Genomic DNA, 16,727 nt, shown 5'->3' on the forward strand with positions numbered 1-16,727 from the left:
GCGGCAGGGCGAAGCCAATCGCGGACCGCCTGTCACCGCAGCGCGAAGGCGACCAGCGCAATCGCCAGCACGGTATTGACCATGCGCACCGTCCAGCGGATGCGCGTCTCCTGCGGTTGGCGCCAGAACCATCTAGTCATATTGGAACCTCTCCGACAGGATCCGGTCCGCAGACACGCCACGCGCCATGAGCGCCTCTTCGACGCTGTTCATCATGGCCGGCGGTCCGCAGAGCACGAAGAGCCACGAAGCGCGCTGCGCGGCGCTGAAAACGCGCTCCAGGAGGTCGAGGTCAATCCGGCCCCGCTGCCCGGTCCATCCGTCATCGGGCTTCTCCAATACGTGGATCACCCGGCGGCGTTCGGCGGTGGCGAGTGCGGCGATTTCACCCTCGAAGACAATCTGGTCTCGGGTGCGATTGCCGTAGAGAAGGACCGTCTCGCGCGGATCGTCGGTCAGCACGGCCTCGCGCAGTATGCTGAGGAGCGGCGCGATGCCGACACCTCCGGCGATCAGAGCAATTCCGGGCTCCGGCCGCTCCTCGACCGTCATCGTGCCATGCGGGCCGTCGAGATGTGCCTGGTCGCCGACGCTGATCCGGCCGAGGTGAGAGGTGAAGTCGCCACGCTCCTTGATGACAAAGCTCATGTCCCGCCCGGCACTGGGCGCCGAGCTGATGGAAAACGGGTTCTCAAAGAGCGAAAACGGTGTGTGTCCGATGTTCAGCCAGACGAATTGCCCCGCCTTGTAGCGCAGACCGCCGTGACCGTCAGGGCTGATCGTGACGCCCCATTGCTGGGGCGCAAGCGGTGTAATCTCGGAGACGCGCCAGCGGTGGCCGAGCTGATATGCCGGCTTGAGACAGTAGACAAAGACCAGCGAGAAGACCGCGACGGCGGTCATGATGCTCCACATCCAGATCATCCGGGGATCGGCCCCGTAGCGGCCCGCGCTCAAGGCGTGATGCAGCAAAAGCCCCGCAATCAGCAAAGCGCCAAAGCCGTGCAAAAGCCGCCACCGTTCGTATTTGTAGCCGAGGGCGTCATGTTTGATCGACGCCAAGACGAAGGCAGGCAGCAGCACGAAGGCGAGGATGCCCGTGACCAGTGCTGTAAAATCCCCGGTCAGCGTCAGCTGGCGCGTCGGATCCCACGGTCTCTGGGGGCCTGGAAGCCATTTGTAGACAAACGGGTGGAGCAGGGCGAAGGCCAGGGCGGTGCGCGCCATGAGCTGGTGAAACCGGATCGTCCGGTCCAGCCCCAAACTGGCCGAGACCGTTCGGAACCGGCCGGAGAGGACGAACTCCGCGAGGATCATCGCAAAGGCGGCAAGGCCGAGGCCTGAGGCAAGCTCGTTCCGAAAGGCACGGGGTGGCATGTCGGAGGTCCAGGAGAGCGCGAGCGGCGACCCGACAAGACCGAGATAGACGAGGATGAGGCCCATCCGCAATGTCCGCCGCCGGCCCGGCATCAGACTGCACCCGGGCCGATGCACGGACGAGTGCGGCTGAGCCGATACAACGCTCGGGCAGCAGTTCTAAGGGTTGCGTGGTCAGCCATCTTTGCCACCGTCGGATCGCGAAGGCTGCTGGCCAGTGCCGAGTCCGGCTGGGCCGCGGGACATAAAACGGACCATCAGGCGCATCGTCAGTGCGCGAGAAACACCGGCATGTCGGTCTGCTCCAGCATGGAGCGCGTCGTGCCACCAAAGACGGCCTGAACCATCCGGGCATGGCCATAGGCGCCCATCACCACCAGATCGGCGCCGATCTCCTGTGCGCGGTCCAGAATACATGCAGCAACATCACGCCCGCCACTTGGATATTGCGAGACGGTCACTGTGCACCCGTGATGGCTCAGCCAGGCCGCAACATCCGTGCCCGGGTCCTGCCCGTCGTCCTGCTGTGTCATCACCGGGTCGATGCAGCCCACCACGACCTCTTTCGCGGCGCGCAGGTACGGCAGGGCCGCATGAACCGCGCTCGCGGCCTCCTGGCTGGTGTTCCAGGCAATGAAGACCCTCTCGGCCTCTGGCGCGGTGGAGCCGTTGGCCCGCAGCCCGATCGGGGACTGGAAGAGCACACCATAGGCCACCTCGCGAAAGATCTCGGGCGCGTCGCGCAAGCTCGGGGCAATGAAGGCCTCGTCGCTCACGCAAGCAGATCGCGAAACCCACTGCCGGACATCGGCCGTGGCACACATCACCGGGCGGACGTCGCCGGCGGCGCCGCTCTTGGCAAGCAGCGCTTCGATCTCGTCAACCCGGTTGCTTTGCGCCTGCTGCGCTTCGACAACGAGCTCGCTCCAGTTGTCGGGGATGCTCATGCTGCCGTAGGGCGGAACCCCGTAGGCATACATCGGCAAGGCGGGCGCCGGGCCGATCAGCAGGCAGGTCAGGCGGTTCTGATGCGCTGCGGCGATCTCGGCTGCCTCCGAGATCACCCCGTCCGGAGTTTCGGCGTTCAATACCAGAAGTGTGGTCCGGCGGGTCATATCGGTCTCCTTTTCGGCGTTGCGTGCCGCATGGCGTCACAATCGGCGTTGGGCAGTGTGGCAGGCCTCGGAGCCGCAGGACTGACAAAGATCAAGCGCCAGCATCGCACGCCGTGGCAGGTTGTCGGTGGATCGGCTTCTAGGGCGATGGCAGATGAAGTTTCAGGACTATTACAAGATACTCGGCGTCGAGCGGGACGCCGCGCCCGCCGACATCAAAACGGCCTTCCGGAAGGCGGCGCGCAAGTACCACCCCGATATCAACCCTGGTGCAGAGGCCGAAGCCCGTTTCAAGGAGGTCAACGAAGCCTATGAGGTTCTTGGCGACCCGGAGCGCCGCGCCGCTTACGACGAGCTTGGCCGAGCGCCGCCGCAGGATGGCGCGCGCTATCAGCCCCCGCCCGATTGGTCGGGCAGCTTTTCCTTCTCAGGCGGCGGTCCGGGCGAACACGAAGCCTTCAGCGACTTTTTCGAGGCCCTCTTCAGGCGGTCGACGGACCCAGGCGACGATATGCGGGGCGTTGCCGGAGCGGACAGCCATGCGCGCATCGAGATCGCGCTTGAGGACGCCTATCGCGGGGTGGAGAAGATGCTCACACTTCGCACGCCCGTCGTTGGGCCGGAGGGGTCCATCGAGGTGCAGGAGAGGTCGATTGCGGTGCGCATCCCGAAAGGCGTGGCCCCCGGCCAGCACATTCGTCTGCCGGGTCAGGGGGCTCCGGCACCAGGGCAGCGGGCGGCGGGCGATCTCTTTCTCGAGGTGACCTTCGCACCGCATCCCGTCTACCGCGTGGATGGGGCGGATCTCTTCATGGATCTGCCGGTTGCCCCGTGGGAGGCGGCGCTCGGCACGCAGGTCATCCTGCCGACGCCAGCCGGGAAGGTCGATCTGCGCATCCCGAAGAACGCCCGGACCGGGCAGAAACTGCGGCTCAAGGGGAAGGGGCTGCCCGGTCGTCCCGCAGGCGACATCTACGCCACGCTGAAGATCGTCAATCCGGATGCCAGCACGCCCGAGGCAAGAGCCTTTTTTGAACAGATGGCGCGGGATCTGCCATTTGATCCGCGCGCCCGCTTGGGAGGATAGGATCATGAAGAAGACCACGCGCCGCACCATGGTGTTGGACACGCTCACGCTGCCCGATCTGTGCCGGTTCTGCCAGGTGGATCAGGCCTGGGTGATCGACCTGGTGGAGCATGGCGTGTTGGAGCCGCGCGGCTCGACCGCCGAGACCTGGCATTTTCAGGGCAAGAGTATCGTGCGCGCCAAGAAGGCCAGCCGGTTGCGGCGTGATCTGGGGATCAACGTGGCCGGCGTCGCACTTGTTCTGGACCTGCTGGAAGAGCGGGACGCGGCCTTGCGCCGTCTCTACCAATACGAGGCCAACTGAGCGATGTGCTGGAGTCTGGAGGCCTCGGCGGCCATGGTCGTCGCGGGTGCCGCCGCCACCGGCGTTGCGCACCGACAGGGACAGCCCACTGCAATCTGGGCGACGCTGGGCTATTTCACCGTCATGGAGGCGCTGCAGGTGGCCGGCTATATGGTCGTGGACCGCTGCGGGACGGCGCAGAACCAGGCGGTCACCCTGCTCTCCTATCTCCACATCGTGTTTCAACCGCTCTTCATAAATGCCTTCGCGATGGAGCTTGTGCCGGCGCCGGTGAAGCAGCGGGTCCGGGTGTGGGTCTTCGGGCTCTGTGCTCTTTCGTCAGCGGTGATGCTGGCCCAGATCATACCCTGGCCCGCGCTCGGGGCGTGTATTCCCGGGACTCCGCTGTGTGGGCAGAGCTATTGCACTGCCTCGGGAAACTGGCACATCGCATGGCACATTCCCTACAACGGTCTGATGGTGCCCGTGGATGGGATGGTCGGCTCACAATCGGGGTTTCCGAGCTATATGGCGACCGTCTTCCTGTTGCCGCTCCTTTACGGCGCGTGGCGCTTCGTGCTGCTGCACGCGGCCGCCGGGCCGGCGTTGGCCTGGGCGCTGACCAGCAATCCTAATGAGATGCCGGCCGTCTGGTGCCTGTTCTCGATCGCGATCCTCTGCATCAGCCTCAGCCCGCTCGTGCGGCGGTCCATGACGTCACGCAGCTGGTGGGGTGTTCCGGTCTAGGCTGACACGGGTGCCGCGGGTGCCCGCAACCAGCTCGATGGTGTCGGACAGGCGCCCGATCGCAGCAAACCCGCCGGTGGCCTCGGCGAACTCGCAGGCGGCATCGACCTTCGGGCCCATCGACCCGGCGGGAAAGGCCATGGCGCACAGCTCCGCCGGTGTCGCGTGGCGGATCAGGCGGGCATCGGGCGTTCCCCAATCCGCAAAGACGCCCTCGACATCGGTGAGCATCAGGTAACCGTCAGCGCCCAAAGCGCGGGCAAGGAGCCCGCTGGCGTGATCCTTGTCGATCACCGCTTCGATGCCAATCAAGGCGCCATCCGGGGTCTGGACCACCGGTATCCCGCCACCGCCCGCACAAATCACCACCACCCCCTGGTCAAGCAGAAGGCGGATCACCTCCAGTTCGAGGATGCGCTGCGGGCGCGGCGAGGGCACGGTGCGGCGCAGATGCGACCCGTCCCGGCCCATGGTCCACCCGCGCGCGGCACTCAGCCGGGTTGCCTCGGCGTCGGTGTAGACGGGGCCGATGAACTTGGTGGGGGTCCGAAACGCCGGGTCTGCGGGATCGACCTCGATCTGCGTCAGCAGCGTCGCATAGTTGCGCTCCGGCACATGCGCGTTGTCGAGCTCCTGCTGCAGCACGTAGCCGATCATGCCGTCGGTCTCGGCGCCCAGCACGTCGAGCGGGAAGCCGCCCCCCTGAAGCGCCAGATACCCGACCTGCGGGCCATTGCCATGGGTGATCACGACGTCATGGCCCGCGTCGAGCAGCCGGGACAGCGCCTGCGCTGCGCCGCGGATACTGGCGCGCTGGCTTTCGGCGGTGAAGGGCTCTCCGCGGAGCGACAGGGCGTTTCCGCCCAGGGCGACGACAAGTCTCATTCAGGACCCCAGCGTTGCCACGAGCACGGATTTGATCGTGTGCATTCGGTTTTCCGCCTGATCGAAGACCACCGAGGCCGGGCTTTCGAAGACCTCCTCGGTGACCTCCATGGCGTCGATCCCGAAACGGTCACGGATCTGCGCACCGACCTCGGTTTCGGTGTTGTGGAACGCGGGCAGGCAGTGCAGAAACTTGCTGTGCGGAGTGCCGGTCATCGCCATCACCTCGGCGTTCACCTGGTAGGGCATCAAGAGCTTGATGCGGTCGGCCCAGGCGTCTTCCGGATCGCCCATCGACAGCCAGACATCCGTATAGAGGAAATCGCAGCCGTTGACCCCTTGTTGCACATCCTCGGTCAGCAGGATGCGCGCGCCGGACCGCTTGGCTTCGGCGAGGGCCTCGTCCACGATGGATTTGTCGGGCCACAGCGACTTGGGCCCACAGAGCCGCACGTCCATGCCGAGCTTGGCTGCACCGATCAGCAGGCTGTCCCCCATGTTGTTGCCGACATCGCCGAGAAAGCAAAAGGCGATCTCGGGCAGCGGCTTGTGAACATGTTCGGTCATGGTCAGCACATCGGCGAGGATCTGAGTCGGGTGGAACTCGTCCGTCAGACCGTTGTAGACGGGCACCCCCGACCAGCGCGCCAGCGTCTCGACCACCGATTGGCCAAAGCCGCGGTACTCGATGGCATCGTACATGCGGCCCAGCACGCGCGCCGTGTCCTTGATGCTCTCTTTCTTGCCGATGTGGCTTCCGGATGGGCCCAGATAGGTGACATGGGCGCCCTGATCATGGGCGGCCACCTCGAAGCCCACGCGGGTGCGGGTGGAATCCTTCTCGAAGATCAGGGCGAGTTCCCGCCCCTTCAGCGTCTGGCGCTCCGTGCCTGCGTATTTCGCGGCTTTCAAATCGGCCGCCAGCTTCAGCAGGAAGCGGATATCCTGGGCGGTGAAATCGCGCAGGCTGAGAAAGGAGCGGTTCTTGAGGTTGTAGGCCATGTCTTACTCCACAGGGTCACGTGAAATCGGGCAGGTCATGCAATGGCCGCCGCCGCGGCCGCGGCCCAGTTCGGCACCGGGGATCGTGATCACCTCGATCCCGGCCTTGCGCAGCAGCGTATTGGTGTGGACGTTGCGGTCGTAAGCGACGACAACGCCCGGCTCCAGGGCGACGACATTGTTTCCGTCGTCCCATTGCTCGCGCTCTTTCTCGAACTGGTCGCCGCCGGTGCCGACGACCCGCAGCGTCTTGAGGCCGAGGGCCTCTTCGACCATTTCGTAGATGCTTTTCGACTGCTCCTCGGCCCGCAGCCCGCGCTTGTCGTCGGGCCGAAGCGAAAAGCATCGGATCTTGTCGGCGACGGCGGCATAGCTGGTCACCAGATCTACATCGCAGAAGGAGAAAACGGTATCGAGATGCATCGCGGCACGGGTGCTCGGCATCTGGCAGGCGACGACGCGTTCGGCGGCCTCATGGCGGAAGAGCGACACCGCAAGCTGCCCGACCGCCTGCGGCGTCGTCCGCTCGCCCATGCCGATCAGAACGCAGCCCTGTCCGATGGGCATCACGTCGCCGCCCTCCAGCGTCGCGGGGCCGAAATCCTGATCGGGGTGGCCCCACCAGACAGGCGGTTTGGCCTTGAATCTGGCGTGGAACTTATAGATCGCCGCGGCGATCAGCGTCTCCTGTTGACGCGCCGGCCAGTGCATCGGGTTCAGCGTCAGCCCGCCGTAGATCCAGCTGCTGGTGTCGCGGGTGAAGAGCAGGTTCGGCAGCGGCGGCAGCACGAAACCGTCCGGCCCCAGGAAGCGCCCGAACATGCTGGTCGGCGCAAAGGGCAGATCCTGCACCGCGATGCCGCCCATCAGGTGCCGGGCCAGCGCCGGCGCCTGCATCTCGTCCAGCCAGCTGCGCAACTCGTCCATCATGCCGACGCCGATGTGGTCTTCGGTGATCCGGCGATCCAGCAGCCATCGGCGCGCATCGGGCTGATCCAGTATTTCTGTCAGCAGATCATGCTGATCCAGCACCTCGACCCCGCGATCCCGCATCTTGTCGCAGAAGGCGAAGTGATCCTTGCGCGCCTCGTCGACCCAGAGCACATCGTCAAAGAGCAGCGCATCGCAGGTGGCAGGCGTCAGCCGCTCGTGTGCGAGCCCCGGTCGCGAGACCAGCACGGTGTGCAGCCTGCCCACCTCGGAATGGACACCGAGCGGGGCGGTCACAGGAGCACCGCGGCGCTGAGCAGCGCCATCGAGATCAAGGACAGCAGCACCAGCAAAGGCCAGACGAACCGCAGCCAGCGATTGTAGGGCACGCGCCCGATGGCGAGCCCGCCGACAACGACCGCATAGGTCGGCGCGACCAGGTTGGTGATGCCGATGGCGGTCTGGAAGGCGGTGACAGCGAGATCGCGGCCGACACCGGCGAAGTCGGAGAGCGGGGCGAGGATCGGCATCGAGAGCACGGCGAGGCCGGAGGTCGAGGGCACCAGAAAGCTCATCAGGGCCTCGACCGCGAAAAGCGCGTTCACGAAGGCGACGTCGGACATGCCCGCGATCCAGCCCTCGAAGGTAAAGAGGATCGTATCGGTGATGCGGCCCTGATCCATGACGATAACGATGCCGCGCGCCAGCCCGATCACCAGTGCCACGCCGAGAAGGTCGCGCGCGCCGTCGACAAAGGCGCTGGTGAAGCGCTTCTCGCCCAACCACGCCAGGATCCCGATCAGGATCGAAGCGCCGAGAAAGAGCGCCGACATTTCCGCCATCCACCAGCCTTGCGCGGCCACACCCCAGACCATGACGCCGAAGGTCGCGGCAAAGACCACAAGGATCAGCAGTTGCAGTGCCGTGAGCGGCCTGTCGGAGGCATGGCCCGCGCCCTGAAGGAAGTGCGCTTCGTTTGCCTCTTTCATGTCGGCGACGAGCGACCGGCCTGGGTCGCGGCGCACGCGTTCGGCATAGCGCATGACATAGGCAACCGCGGTGATCCAGCTGAGACCGAGGATCGCAAAGCGCAATCCCATCCCTTCGGTGAAGGCAATGCCCGCGGCATCCGAGGCGATCGCGGTCGAGAAGGGGTTGATGGTGGAGCCGATCACACCAACGCCCGCGCCCAGCATGATGACGGCGACGCCGGTCAGCGCGTCATAGCCCGCCGCGATCAGGACCGGGATCAGCAGCACGTAGAAGGCGAGCGTTTCCTCCGCCATGCCGTAGGTCGTGCCTCCGGCGGCAAAGAGCGCCATCATGATGGGGATAATCCATTTCTCCCGCCCCTTCAGGCGGCGCATGGCGCGGGCGATGCCGGTGTCGATGGCGCCGGTGGCGGTGACAACCCCGAGAAAGCCGCCGACGATCAGCACGAAGAGCGAGACGTCGATCGCATTGGCTTCATAAGAGCTTGGATCGTAGAACCCCGCAATCGGCGCCATGAGCACCTGAAGCGGGCTTTGGGGGGCGGCCTCGACCGGGCGGTAGCTGCCCGGCACTGGCACCTCCCGGCCAAGTGCTGCGTTGACCGCCCGGTCGTATTCGCCTGCGGGGATTAGCCATGTCAGCGCGGCCATCAGCACGATCAGCGCAAAAAGGATTGTGTAGGCCGAGGGAAACCGGCCCTCAGCCGCCGGGGCCGGCGTGGGCTGAGACGGGGCGGGTTCGTCCATGGTTGGCGTCTCCTGTGTGGCTTGAGCCGCGCGGAAGGGTGAATGAGCCACCGCGCGTCAGGGTGAGGCGGGTCGATCCCGGATGACCGATCCATGGCTGGCGTGATCCGTACGCCCCTGTGGATCAGGTGCCGGGGCCGGGGCGGATCATTTGCTGAAGAGGACCGGCAGCTTTGCGTCTCTCAGCAACGCATGCGTCGTTGCACCAATGACAAAATCGTAGGCCTTGGAGTGGCCGAAGGCCCCCGTGACGATCAGGTCCGCGCCCTTCTCGAAAGCAACGCTGTTGAGCGTCTCGGCGATGCTGCTGCCGCGCAAGGGCTGATGTGTCAGCGTCGCCTTCAGACCGTGACGGGCGTACATTTCCACGACATCGAGGCCATCGGAATCCGTCAGCGCGTCCTTCGGCGGCTCGCCGACCCGCAGCACGGTGATGGCGGCCCCGCTGTCGGCGATGCTCAGAAGGTCATGCGATGCCCGCGCCGCCTCGCGCGTGTCGCTCCATCCAACCAGAATGTTCCGGCCGATCTCCGGCCCGTCATAGTCCAGCGGAACGACGATCACGGGGCGGCCGCTGTCGCGGATGACCTGCGCCTGTGCGTTGCGTTGGTCGTAGCGGTCGACCGCGCGGTCTTCATGCGACATGATCACCAGATCCGCGGCCCGGGCGCTCTCGATCATCCGCTCGGCGGCCGAGACGGCTTCAGTCCGGACGAGCCGGAACGCGCTGGGAAAATCCTCGTTTTCGGTATGCTTGCCGAACACCGCCTTGATGTCGGCCGCCTCCTTCCGCTGGCTTTCGTTGAAGGCCTCGAAGGCGACGTCCGGAATGTGCATGGCGATCCCGGGGTAAACCACCAGCGCCTCGATGGTATGAAGCGCGGTCAGATGAGCGCCATGCTTGCGCGCGAGCGGAACCGCAACCTTCATCAGGGTCTCGGCGTGGGCGGGCGTCGTGAGGCAGACGAGCAGTGTTTTCAGGCGCATGGGTCTTTTCCTTCTGGAGGTGACGCCGGGCGCGGATCGCACCCGACGGCGGGATCAGCTCTTGCTGATGTCGATCTTCCGAATGCCGGATTTCGCCGCGGCCGGTTTGGCAATCCGCAGCTTCAGCACGCCATCGCTGAAACTGGCCTCAACGGCCTCGTCGTCCGGATGGAAGCCCAAGGGGATCTGACGGCGGAAACTGCCGTATTGACGCTCGATCCGGTGATAGCCCTCTTTTTCGTCCTTGTGCTCCGAGCTTTTCTTCCCCTTCAGGGTCAGCACATCGCCCGAGATGAACGCGTCGAGGTCCTCTTCGCGCACGCCGGGCACCTCGGCGCTGATCTCAACCGCATCCTCGCGTTCCACCACATCGATCGCTGGGAACATGGCGGTGCCGAAGGCCATGGAGTCGGCGGTTTCGGGTCCGGGAAAGCCCGCTCGAAACTGGTCGATCAGGCGATTTATCTCCCGTTGAAACGAGGGAAAAAATGGCGATGTGTCGGACTCTGGCGGCAAGCCCGGCAACGACTGTCGTGACATGATATCTCTCCTCTTTCTGGAATGCTGGGCACGGCGTGCGTGCTGTCGTCTTCCTAGCGAATTGCGGCGCGTTGCGATTGATCGGGATCAATCGTCCGGTCGCCGCCCGCGGTAGTCAGAGCCTGTGGAGAAAGCCGGGGAGGTGCCCATGACACGCATGTTTTGCACTGTGCTGATCGGAGCTCTTCTCTGCGGCCCGGTGACTGCGGAGCCGGATGTCCAACGTGCCGACATCGGCGGCGACAGCTTCGTCTCCGGGCGGCTTCTGGACGAGACCCTGGAGGCGCCGGGCGACGCCTTTCTCGCAGGCCGGACGGTCCGTGCGCATGGTCGGTCAAACGGTGACATACATGCGGCGGGCTTTGATGTGACGGTCGACGCGGCCGCCACGGGGGATCTTTATGCCGCCGGGGCTTTCGTTCTGGTGCAGAGCCGGGTCACCGAGGATCTGACCGCGTCCGGTTTTTCGGTGCGGACGGGCAACGGGTCGGCAATCGGCGGGAACGCGCGGCTCTTCGGGCGGAAGGTGACCATCGAAGGGCCTATCGACGGCGCCCTGCTCGTCACGGCGCAGGATGTTGTCCTGAACGCCGCGGTGCAGGGCGATGTCCGCATTGTGGCCCAATCCATTGCCTTCGGGCCTGAAGCACTGGTCGGCGGCACGCTGACCTACAGCGCGCGAGAGCCGGTCACCGTGCCGAACCGCGTGGCCCCGGAGGAGCGCGTGGTATTCGAACGGCTGAGCGCCTCAGCCGCGCGGGATCGGTGGCGCGAGCTGCGCAAGGAGATGCCGGTGCTGCCGGCCTTTGCCTCGCTGGTCTTCGGGTTCATCGTTTCGCTGCTGTTCTTCATCGCCCTCGGTGCGCTGATGCTCGGGTTCATGCCAAAGCGGCTCTCTCGGATGCGGCGAAGCATTGCCGCGGCACCGGGGCAGACCCTCGTGCTGGGGGTGATCGGCCTGTCGATACTCTTCGGACTGGTGCCCATCACCGGCCTCACCATCATCGGCCTGCCCTTCGTGCCCATCGTGTTGCTCTCAATCGTCGTGGCCTGGACGCTGGGCTATGCGCTGGGAGCCTACAGCGTCGCCATGCGGGTCTGGACCGGCTTTGGCGGTGAGGAAGACCCGAGCCGGTTGACCCGGCTGAGCGTCTTTGCAGCCGCCATCGTCGTCGTTGCGCTTTTGAACTTCATCCCCTTCGTGGGCTGGGTCGCGAATTACACGCTGGTCCTGCTCGGGCTCGGTGCGATGACCAGCGCCCTTTTCCACTACATGATCGGAAACCCCGGAGACGCCTTCGACATCGACCTCAAACCTGTCGACGAGCGTAGCTGAGCAAGAGAGGAGACGGCCCATGTCTGCCAGAGGATTGGAAGTGATCGACCATTCCATTCAAACGACATACGAGTGGATCAACGAGCTTGGCGGCCGGCTTGGGTGGTCGTCGGACCGCAGCACGCTGCGGCTTCTCAGAACCACCCTGCGCCATCTGCGCGATCATCTGCTCGTCGACGAGCTGGCGCAGTTCTCGGCTCAGTTGCCGCTGCTGATCCGCGGCATGCTGTTCGAAGGCTGGGTGCCGAAGGCGACACCGATCAAGGAACGCTCGGCCGAGGACTTCGTGCGCCATATCGAGGCGCAGTTCGGCGATACGGAAGAATACCGGGGTGTTGCGGACATCACATGCGTCTTCAAGCTTCTGAATGCGAAGATCAGCGCCGGTGAGGTGGAGGACATTCGCGCGAGCCTGCCATCGGACATCCGCGCGCTTTGGCCGGCACCCTAAAGGGCAGAGCCGGCGACACGCACCGGACCGGGTGCGTCGCGCTCGCCAAGTGACAAGCTCCAGAGCGCCTTCGGACGCCGCACCACGACCGTGTGGATGTTGTGGATATCGATGATCCCGCTCTTGCGCAGCTGCGTCAGGGTCCGACTCACCGTTTCGGTGGTCAGGCCGAGGAAATCGGCGATGTCGCCCCGGCTCATGGGCAGGGCGATCTGCGTCTCGCCCGCCACCTCCTCCCCGACGCGCTGCATCAGCACGCAAAGAAAGGACGCGACCTTTTCCGCCGCGGATTTCTGCCCAAGCATCATGAAATGGTCCTGCATGGCGCTGATCTCACGCAGCGCGGCCTGCAAGAGGTCGTGATGCAGCTGCGGGTCGCCTTCGCCGCTTTCCAGCATCGATCTGCGGTACGGCTGCAGGCAGGCGTCTTCGAGCACGTCACAGTCGGTGTGATGCCGCCCGCTGGACGGAAAGCCGACAATGTCGCCGGGATAGCCGAAGGCGATCACCTGGCGGCGGCCGTCTTCCAGGAGCCGTGCAAGCCTCAGGACGCCGCTTTTGATCTGGTAGAGCCACTCGACCCTGTCACCTTCGAAGTAGAGATGCGCCCCCGCCTTCACGTGAGCGGTCGGTGATCTGGTGATCTTGCTCGAGATCGATGCCAGAGGTTCGGGTGTGGTTTGATCGCCGGTGATCGTGACGTACATGCGTGCGGCCCCCCTCGTTCAACTCGGGGGACGTTGGACACCATCTGTAAGCTGGGATAGGGTGGCGGTGTAAGATTTTGTATCATTGTGTAGATGCAGGATCACATCCCAGCCCCCATATATATCTGGAGGGGGCAGGACTGAGGCGGTCCGAGGGGCGACATATGACAGATCAGACAATCCTGGTTGTCGAGGACGACACGAAAGTCAGCAGGCTGCTGCGCAACGTTCTGGAGGGCGAAGGCTTCTCCGTGCGCGAGGCGCAGAGCAGGGCCGAGGTTCTCGACGCTGTTGTGGCCGGACGTATCGACCTGATCACCCTCGATATTCAGTTGGGCGCGGACAACGGGCTTGAGCTTGCGCGCGAGATCCGGCGACAATCGAGCGTCCCCATCGTGATGGTCACGGGCAAGGACGACCTCATCGACCGCGTGGTCGGGCTTGAGCTCGGTGCCGATGACTACATCACCAAACCGTTCCATGTCAGGGAGGTTGTGGCGCGCATTCGAAGCGTTCTGCGCCGGGCGCCGCCGGTGCCGTTGGCCGAATGCGCACCGCCCGGGCCGTCGCTCGGATGTCCGCCCGCGGTCGACGACAGCCGGCGCTTCGCCTTTGACGGCATGATCGCGACGCCGGACCGTCTGGAGTTGCAGGACCGCACGGGTGGGGATTGTGCCCTGACCAGCGGCGACTACCGGCTTCTGACCGTCTTTCTGGAGCGTCCCAAACGGGTGTTGTCCCGCGACCAGCTGATGGATCTGATCGGCGGGCAGGCCTGGTCGCCGCTGGATCGCACGATCGACAATCAGGTCGCCCGGCTGCGCAAGAAGATCGAGCGCAACCCGTCCGATCCCAAACTGATCAAGACGGTGCGCGGCATCGGGTACACCCTTGCCTGCGACGTCGAAGCGCTTCAGCCCGGAGCGGCGCCCGCCAAGAGCGCCTGAAGCCGCGCCGAAAGCTCCGCTTGCCGGTAGGGTTTGTGCAGGACGCTGTAGCTTTGGCCCTCGGCCATGGAATTCGTCACGATGTCACTGGCGTAGCCCGAGGTCAGCAGGATCTTGATCCGAGGAAACTCCGCCGCGACCTTCGCTGCCAGATCGTATCCGTTGAGCTCTCCCGGCATCACAAGATCGGAAAACAGGATGTCCGCGTGCACGCCGCTCTTTAGCATGCGGTAGGCCTCGTCGCCGCTGGGCGCCTCCTTCGTGGCGAAACCCAGCGCGCGGATGCGCTCGACCGAGAGCTTGCGCACGTGGGGATTGTCTTCGACGATGAGGACAACCTCGCCCTCGGCGATGGCCTTGCTCGCCGCGCTGCCGCCCTGCGCCGCGCGGCCCGCAGCCGTCTCGGGCAGGGCCGGAAAATAGAGGCCGAAACTCGTGCCCAGCCCATCTTCGCTGTAAAGGGTGATATGCCCGCCGGATTGCCGCACGAAGCCGTAGACCATGGCAAGCCCCAGTCCTGTGCCGCCGGTGTCGGCCTTGGTGGTGAAGAACGGCTCGAAGGCGCGTTTTTTTGCCTCCGCGTCCATGCCTGCGCCATTGTCGATCACCGACAGGCGGACGTAGTGCCCCGGTTCGATGTCCGTCTCCTGCGCAATGTAGCTGTCGTCGATCACCACATTGGCGGTGGAGATGAGCAACTCGCCACGCTCGCCCATGGCATCCCGCGCATTCAGCGCGAGATTGACGAGGGCCGACTGCAACTGAACCGGGTCGATCATGACCGGGTCGAGGTCGTCGGCGAAATCCGTCTTGATCACGTAGCGCGACCCCAGTGTCCGCCGCAGCAGCGCAAGCGTTTCCTCGCACAGCGTCCGAAGATTCGTGCGTTCGGGTTTGAGACTGCTCTTGCGGGCAAAGATCATCAGCCGTGAGGTCAGTTCGGCCCCGAGCTCGGCCGATTCCAGCGCGTCCTGGATCAGCGCCGCTTGCCGATCCTCCGTTGTCCGCTGTTGCAGCAACTCCAGGTTCCCGATGACGACCGTGAGCAGGTTGTTGAAATCATGCGCAATCCCGCCCGTCATCTGCCCGATGGCGTCGAGGCGCTGCGATCGTGCCAGGGCCTCCTGCGCCGTCTTTCGCTGGGTCAGATCGTGGAAGATGCCGATGAACATCCTTTGGCTGGCGCCGCTGGTTTCGCCAACTGAGAGATGCACGGGAAACACCGTCCCGTCCTTGCGTCGTCCCTGCACGTCGCGGTTCGTCCCGAGGATGTGGCGCGTGCCGGTCCGCCGGTAGTGCAGCATGAAGCTGTCGTGCTGGGTGGCAACGCCGTTGGGCATCAGGATGTTCACGCTCTGCCCGACCATCTCGCCGGGCGTGTACTGAAACATCCGGCTGGCGGCCTCGTTGGTCTCAACGATGTTGCCGTTTTCGTCCGAGATCACGATCGCGTCGACGGCGGCCTCGAGGATCGCGTGCAAAACGGCGCTGTCGCGTGCAGTTCGTTCCATCTCGGCCTCGGTCCCGGTCACATTCCGCCATCGCGCGCATGATCATGCGCGGAGGTATTGATATTCGTCAACGGCTCAGTCGATCCCGCCACGATACTGGCCGCAGGAGGTCGACAGGAGCGCGCCGTGAAACCCATCGTGACATGGATTGTGTTGGCCAATGCCCGTGAGGCGCGGGTGCTGGCCAATCGCGGACCCGGCAGCGGCCTTGCGCCCGTGCCGGGCCAATGCTGGACGGCAGAGGACCCCGACCCGCCCCGAGACCGTGCCGGCGTCGGACACAGCATAGCGGGACCGGCGGTATCGGCGGTGGCGCAGACAGATCCGCATCGCAGAAGCAGTGCGCTTTTTGCGCGCAAGGTGATGTGCGCGCTCTCCGGCGCGCTGGCCGCGGAAGAGTTCGACCGGTTGGTCATCGTGGCCGGACCATTGATGCTCGGTCTGATGCGCAAGGCGATGGATCACCGGCTGAAATACACCCTGATCGGCGAGATCGACAAGGACCTCAGCGCTCTGCCCATCGCGGCACTGGCCACCCATCTCGGCGACGTCATGGCGGTTTGACGCGCGTATCAAACACACAGGAGACTTGCATGTTCAGGCAGATCATCGTGGGCCTTGACGGATCGGAAAAGGCCAAGAAGGCCGCGCGCATCGGCTGCGATCTTGCGAAGTACTACGCCGGGACGGTCACGCTGGTGCATGTGCCGCATGCAGAGACGGCGGCGCATGTGGTGGGCGCCATTGCCGGCTATCACGCCGCCATCACGCGCCCGAGCTTCGCCGAGATCGAGGCGGCCGGCCAGACCATTCTCGACGAGGGTCTGAAGATCGCGTCGGACGTGGGCTGCAAGACCGTGACGACCCATATGCCGCATGGCGATGCCGCGACCGAGCTGCTCGCCTACGCGGATGAGATCGGCGCTGATCTGATTGTCACCGGACGGCGTGGACTGAGCGGGGTGGCGAGCCTCGTCCTCGGCAGCACGACCCAGAAGATCAACCACCTGGCGAAATGCGCGTGCCTCTCCGTGGTCTGAAGGCAGCACTCGTTCAGCGGGTGTGGCGATGAGCGTCGGCACA

At 64.9% G+C, this 16,727-nt stretch carries 18 protein-coding genes; 8 read left to right on the top strand and 10 right to left on the bottom strand.

Annotated elements, in window-relative coordinates; translation table 11 throughout:
- Positions 1–132: 132 nt before the first annotated feature.
- Positions 133–1,443, bottom strand: coding sequence for a ferredoxin reductase family protein (locus MUB52_RS08605; RefSeq protein ID WP_263843798.1), 1,311 nt, complete (start codon positions 1,441–1,443; stop codon positions 133–135).
- Positions 1,444–1,646: 203 nt separating this feature from the next.
- Positions 1,647–2,492 (bottom strand): universal stress protein, encoded by an 846-nt coding sequence (locus tag MUB52_RS08610; RefSeq protein WP_263843799.1) that lies wholly within the window; start codon positions 2,490–2,492, stop codon positions 1,647–1,649.
- Positions 2,493–2,646: 154 nt separating this feature from the next.
- On the opposite strand from MUB52_RS08610, the gene MUB52_RS08615 reads away from it, so the two are divergent.
- The 3 genes from MUB52_RS08615 to MUB52_RS08625 are packed head-to-tail and all read left to right on the top strand — an operon-like array spanning position 2,647 to position 4,609.
- Positions 2,647–3,579: a DnaJ C-terminal domain-containing protein gene (locus tag MUB52_RS08615; RefSeq protein ID WP_263843800.1), complete on the top strand. Its 933-nt coding sequence runs from the start codon at positions 2,647–2,649 to the stop codon at positions 3,577–3,579.
- Between the two features lie 4 nt (positions 3,580–3,583).
- A complete protein-coding gene (locus MUB52_RS08620; protein WP_263843801.1) occupies positions 3,584–3,883 on the top strand; it encodes a chaperone modulator CbpM in 300 nt (99 codons plus the stop codon).
- Between the two features lie 3 nt (positions 3,884–3,886).
- The gene (locus MUB52_RS08625) at positions 3,887–4,609 is read left to right on the top strand and encodes a DUF5765 domain-containing protein (RefSeq protein WP_263843802.1); all 723 of its coding nucleotides are present in this window, start codon (positions 3,887–3,889) and stop codon (positions 4,607–4,609) included.
- On the opposite strand, the gene MUB52_RS08630 is transcribed toward MUB52_RS08625, so the two are convergent.
- The 6 genes from MUB52_RS08630 to MUB52_RS08655 all read right to left on the bottom strand — a co-directional run bounded on the left by MUB52_RS08630 (position 4,580) and on the right by MUB52_RS08655 (position 10,692).
- Positions 4,580–5,494 (bottom strand): carbamate kinase, encoded by a 915-nt coding sequence (locus MUB52_RS08630; protein ID WP_263843803.1) that lies wholly within the window; start codon positions 5,492–5,494, stop codon positions 4,580–4,582. The two genes, MUB52_RS08625 and MUB52_RS08630, sit on opposite strands and share 30 nt — an antisense overlap.
- Positions 5,495–6,496 carry an ornithine carbamoyltransferase gene (gene argF, locus MUB52_RS08635; protein WP_263843804.1) on the bottom strand — a complete coding sequence of 334 codons (1,002 nt, stop codon included), beginning with the start codon at positions 6,494–6,496 and terminating at the stop codon, positions 5,495–5,497.
- Between the two features lie 3 nt (positions 6,497–6,499).
- Positions 6,500–7,723 (bottom strand): arginine deiminase, encoded by a 1,224-nt coding sequence (gene arcA / locus MUB52_RS08640; protein ID WP_263843805.1) that lies wholly within the window; start codon positions 7,721–7,723, stop codon positions 6,500–6,502.
- Entirely contained in the window at positions 7,720–9,165 is a 1,446-nt protein-coding gene (locus MUB52_RS08645) for a YfcC family protein (protein ID WP_263843806.1), read from the bottom strand. Before MUB52_RS08645 ends, arcA begins: the two co-directional genes overlap by 4 nt.
- A 147-nt stretch (positions 9,166–9,312) precedes the next feature.
- Complete coding sequence (locus tag MUB52_RS08650) at positions 9,313–10,152, bottom strand: universal stress protein (protein WP_263843807.1); 840 nt, start codon at positions 10,150–10,152, stop codon at positions 9,313–9,315.
- 54 nt (positions 10,153–10,206) lie between these two features.
- Positions 10,207–10,692 carry an Hsp20/alpha crystallin family protein gene (locus tag MUB52_RS08655; RefSeq protein ID WP_263843808.1) on the bottom strand — a complete coding sequence of 162 codons (486 nt, stop codon included), beginning with the start codon at positions 10,690–10,692 and terminating at the stop codon, positions 10,207–10,209.
- Positions 10,693–10,840: 148 nt separating this feature from the next.
- On the opposite strand from MUB52_RS08655, the gene MUB52_RS08660 reads away from it, so the two are divergent.
- Positions 10,841–12,028 carry a hypothetical protein gene (locus tag MUB52_RS08660; RefSeq protein WP_263843809.1) on the top strand — a complete coding sequence of 396 codons (1,188 nt, stop codon included), beginning with the start codon at positions 10,841–10,843 and terminating at the stop codon, positions 12,026–12,028.
- Between the two features lie 19 nt (positions 12,029–12,047).
- Positions 12,048–12,479, top strand: a complete 432-nt coding sequence (locus tag MUB52_RS08665; RefSeq protein ID WP_263843810.1) for a DUF2267 domain-containing protein — start codon at positions 12,048–12,050, stop codon at positions 12,477–12,479.
- Here MUB52_RS08665 and MUB52_RS08670 read toward each other — a convergent pair.
- Positions 12,476–13,186, bottom strand: coding sequence for a helix-turn-helix domain-containing protein (locus MUB52_RS08670; protein WP_263843811.1), 711 nt, complete (start codon positions 13,184–13,186; stop codon positions 12,476–12,478). The genes MUB52_RS08665 and MUB52_RS08670 overlap by 4 nt on opposite strands.
- 164 nt (positions 13,187–13,350) lie before the next feature.
- Here MUB52_RS08670 and MUB52_RS08675 point away from each other — a divergent pair, with 164 nt between their 5' ends.
- The gene (locus tag MUB52_RS08675) at positions 13,351–14,133 is read left to right on the top strand and encodes a response regulator (RefSeq protein WP_263843812.1); all 783 of its coding nucleotides are present in this window, start codon (positions 13,351–13,353) and stop codon (positions 14,131–14,133) included.
- Here the strand turns inward: MUB52_RS08675 and MUB52_RS08680 are convergent.
- On the bottom strand, positions 14,100–15,644 hold the full coding sequence (locus MUB52_RS08680; protein WP_263843813.1) for a PAS domain S-box protein: 1,545 nt from the start codon (positions 15,642–15,644) through the stop codon (positions 14,100–14,102). The genes MUB52_RS08675 and MUB52_RS08680 overlap by 34 nt on opposite strands.
- Before the next feature lie 126 nt (positions 15,645–15,770).
- Here MUB52_RS08680 and MUB52_RS08685 point away from each other — a divergent pair, with 126 nt between their 5' ends.
- Positions 15,771–16,208 (top strand): host attachment protein, encoded by a 438-nt coding sequence (locus MUB52_RS08685; RefSeq protein WP_263843814.1) that lies wholly within the window; start codon positions 15,771–15,773, stop codon positions 16,206–16,208.
- A gap of 29 nt (positions 16,209–16,237) precedes the next feature.
- Positions 16,238–16,684 (top strand): universal stress protein, encoded by a 447-nt coding sequence (locus tag MUB52_RS08690; RefSeq protein WP_263843815.1) that lies wholly within the window; start codon positions 16,238–16,240, stop codon positions 16,682–16,684.
- Positions 16,685–16,727: the final 43 nt, after the last annotated feature.

The sequence above is a fragment of the Roseobacter sinensis genome (genome assembly GCF_025755255.1).
Taxonomy (GTDB): Bacteria; Pseudomonadota; Alphaproteobacteria; order Rhodobacterales; family Rhodobacteraceae; genus Roseobacter; species Roseobacter sinensis.

Bases quoted from the DNA above. Each gene is read 5' to 3' on its own strand.
- MUB52_RS08665 (WP_263843810.1), top strand. From the start codon at position 12,048: ATGTCTGCCAGAGGATTGGAAGTGATCGACCATTCCATTCAAACGACA.
- argF (WP_263843804.1), bottom strand. From the start codon at position 6,496: ATGGCCTACAACCTCAAGAACCGCTCCTTTCTCAGCCTGCGCGATTTC.
- MUB52_RS08610 (WP_263843799.1), bottom strand. From the start codon at position 2,492: ATGACCCGCCGGACCACACTTCTGGTATTGAACGCCGAAACTCCGGAC.
- MUB52_RS08625 (WP_263843802.1), top strand. From the start codon at position 3,887: ATGTGCTGGAGTCTGGAGGCCTCGGCGGCCATGGTCGTCGCGGGTGCC.
- MUB52_RS08675 (WP_263843812.1), top strand. From the start codon at position 13,351: ATGACAGATCAGACAATCCTGGTTGTCGAGGACGACACGAAAGTCAGC.
- MUB52_RS08605 (WP_263843798.1), bottom strand. From the start codon at position 1,443: ATGGGCCTCATCCTCGTCTATCTCGGTCTTGTCGGGTCGCCGCTCGCG.
- MUB52_RS08680 (WP_263843813.1), bottom strand. From the start codon at position 15,644: ATGGAACGAACTGCACGCGACAGCGCCGTTTTGCACGCGATCCTCGAG.
- MUB52_RS08630 (WP_263843803.1), bottom strand. From the start codon at position 5,494: ATGAGACTTGTCGTCGCCCTGGGCGGAAACGCCCTGTCGCTCCGCGGA.
- MUB52_RS08620 (WP_263843801.1), top strand. From the start codon at position 3,584: ATGAAGAAGACCACGCGCCGCACCATGGTGTTGGACACGCTCACGCTG.
- MUB52_RS08650 (WP_263843807.1), bottom strand. From the start codon at position 10,152: ATGCGCCTGAAAACACTGCTCGTCTGCCTCACGACGCCCGCCCACGCC.
- MUB52_RS08660 (WP_263843809.1), top strand. From the start codon at position 10,841: ATGACACGCATGTTTTGCACTGTGCTGATCGGAGCTCTTCTCTGCGGC.
- MUB52_RS08690 (WP_263843815.1), top strand. From the start codon at position 16,238: ATGTTCAGGCAGATCATCGTGGGCCTTGACGGATCGGAAAAGGCCAAG.
- MUB52_RS08615 (WP_263843800.1), top strand. From the start codon at position 2,647: ATGAAGTTTCAGGACTATTACAAGATACTCGGCGTCGAGCGGGACGCC.
- MUB52_RS08645 (WP_263843806.1), bottom strand. From the start codon at position 9,165: ATGGACGAACCCGCCCCGTCTCAGCCCACGCCGGCCCCGGCGGCTGAG.
- MUB52_RS08670 (WP_263843811.1), bottom strand. From the start codon at position 13,186: ATGTACGTCACGATCACCGGCGATCAAACCACACCCGAACCTCTGGCA.
- MUB52_RS08655 (WP_263843808.1), bottom strand. From the start codon at position 10,692: ATGTCACGACAGTCGTTGCCGGGCTTGCCGCCAGAGTCCGACACATCG.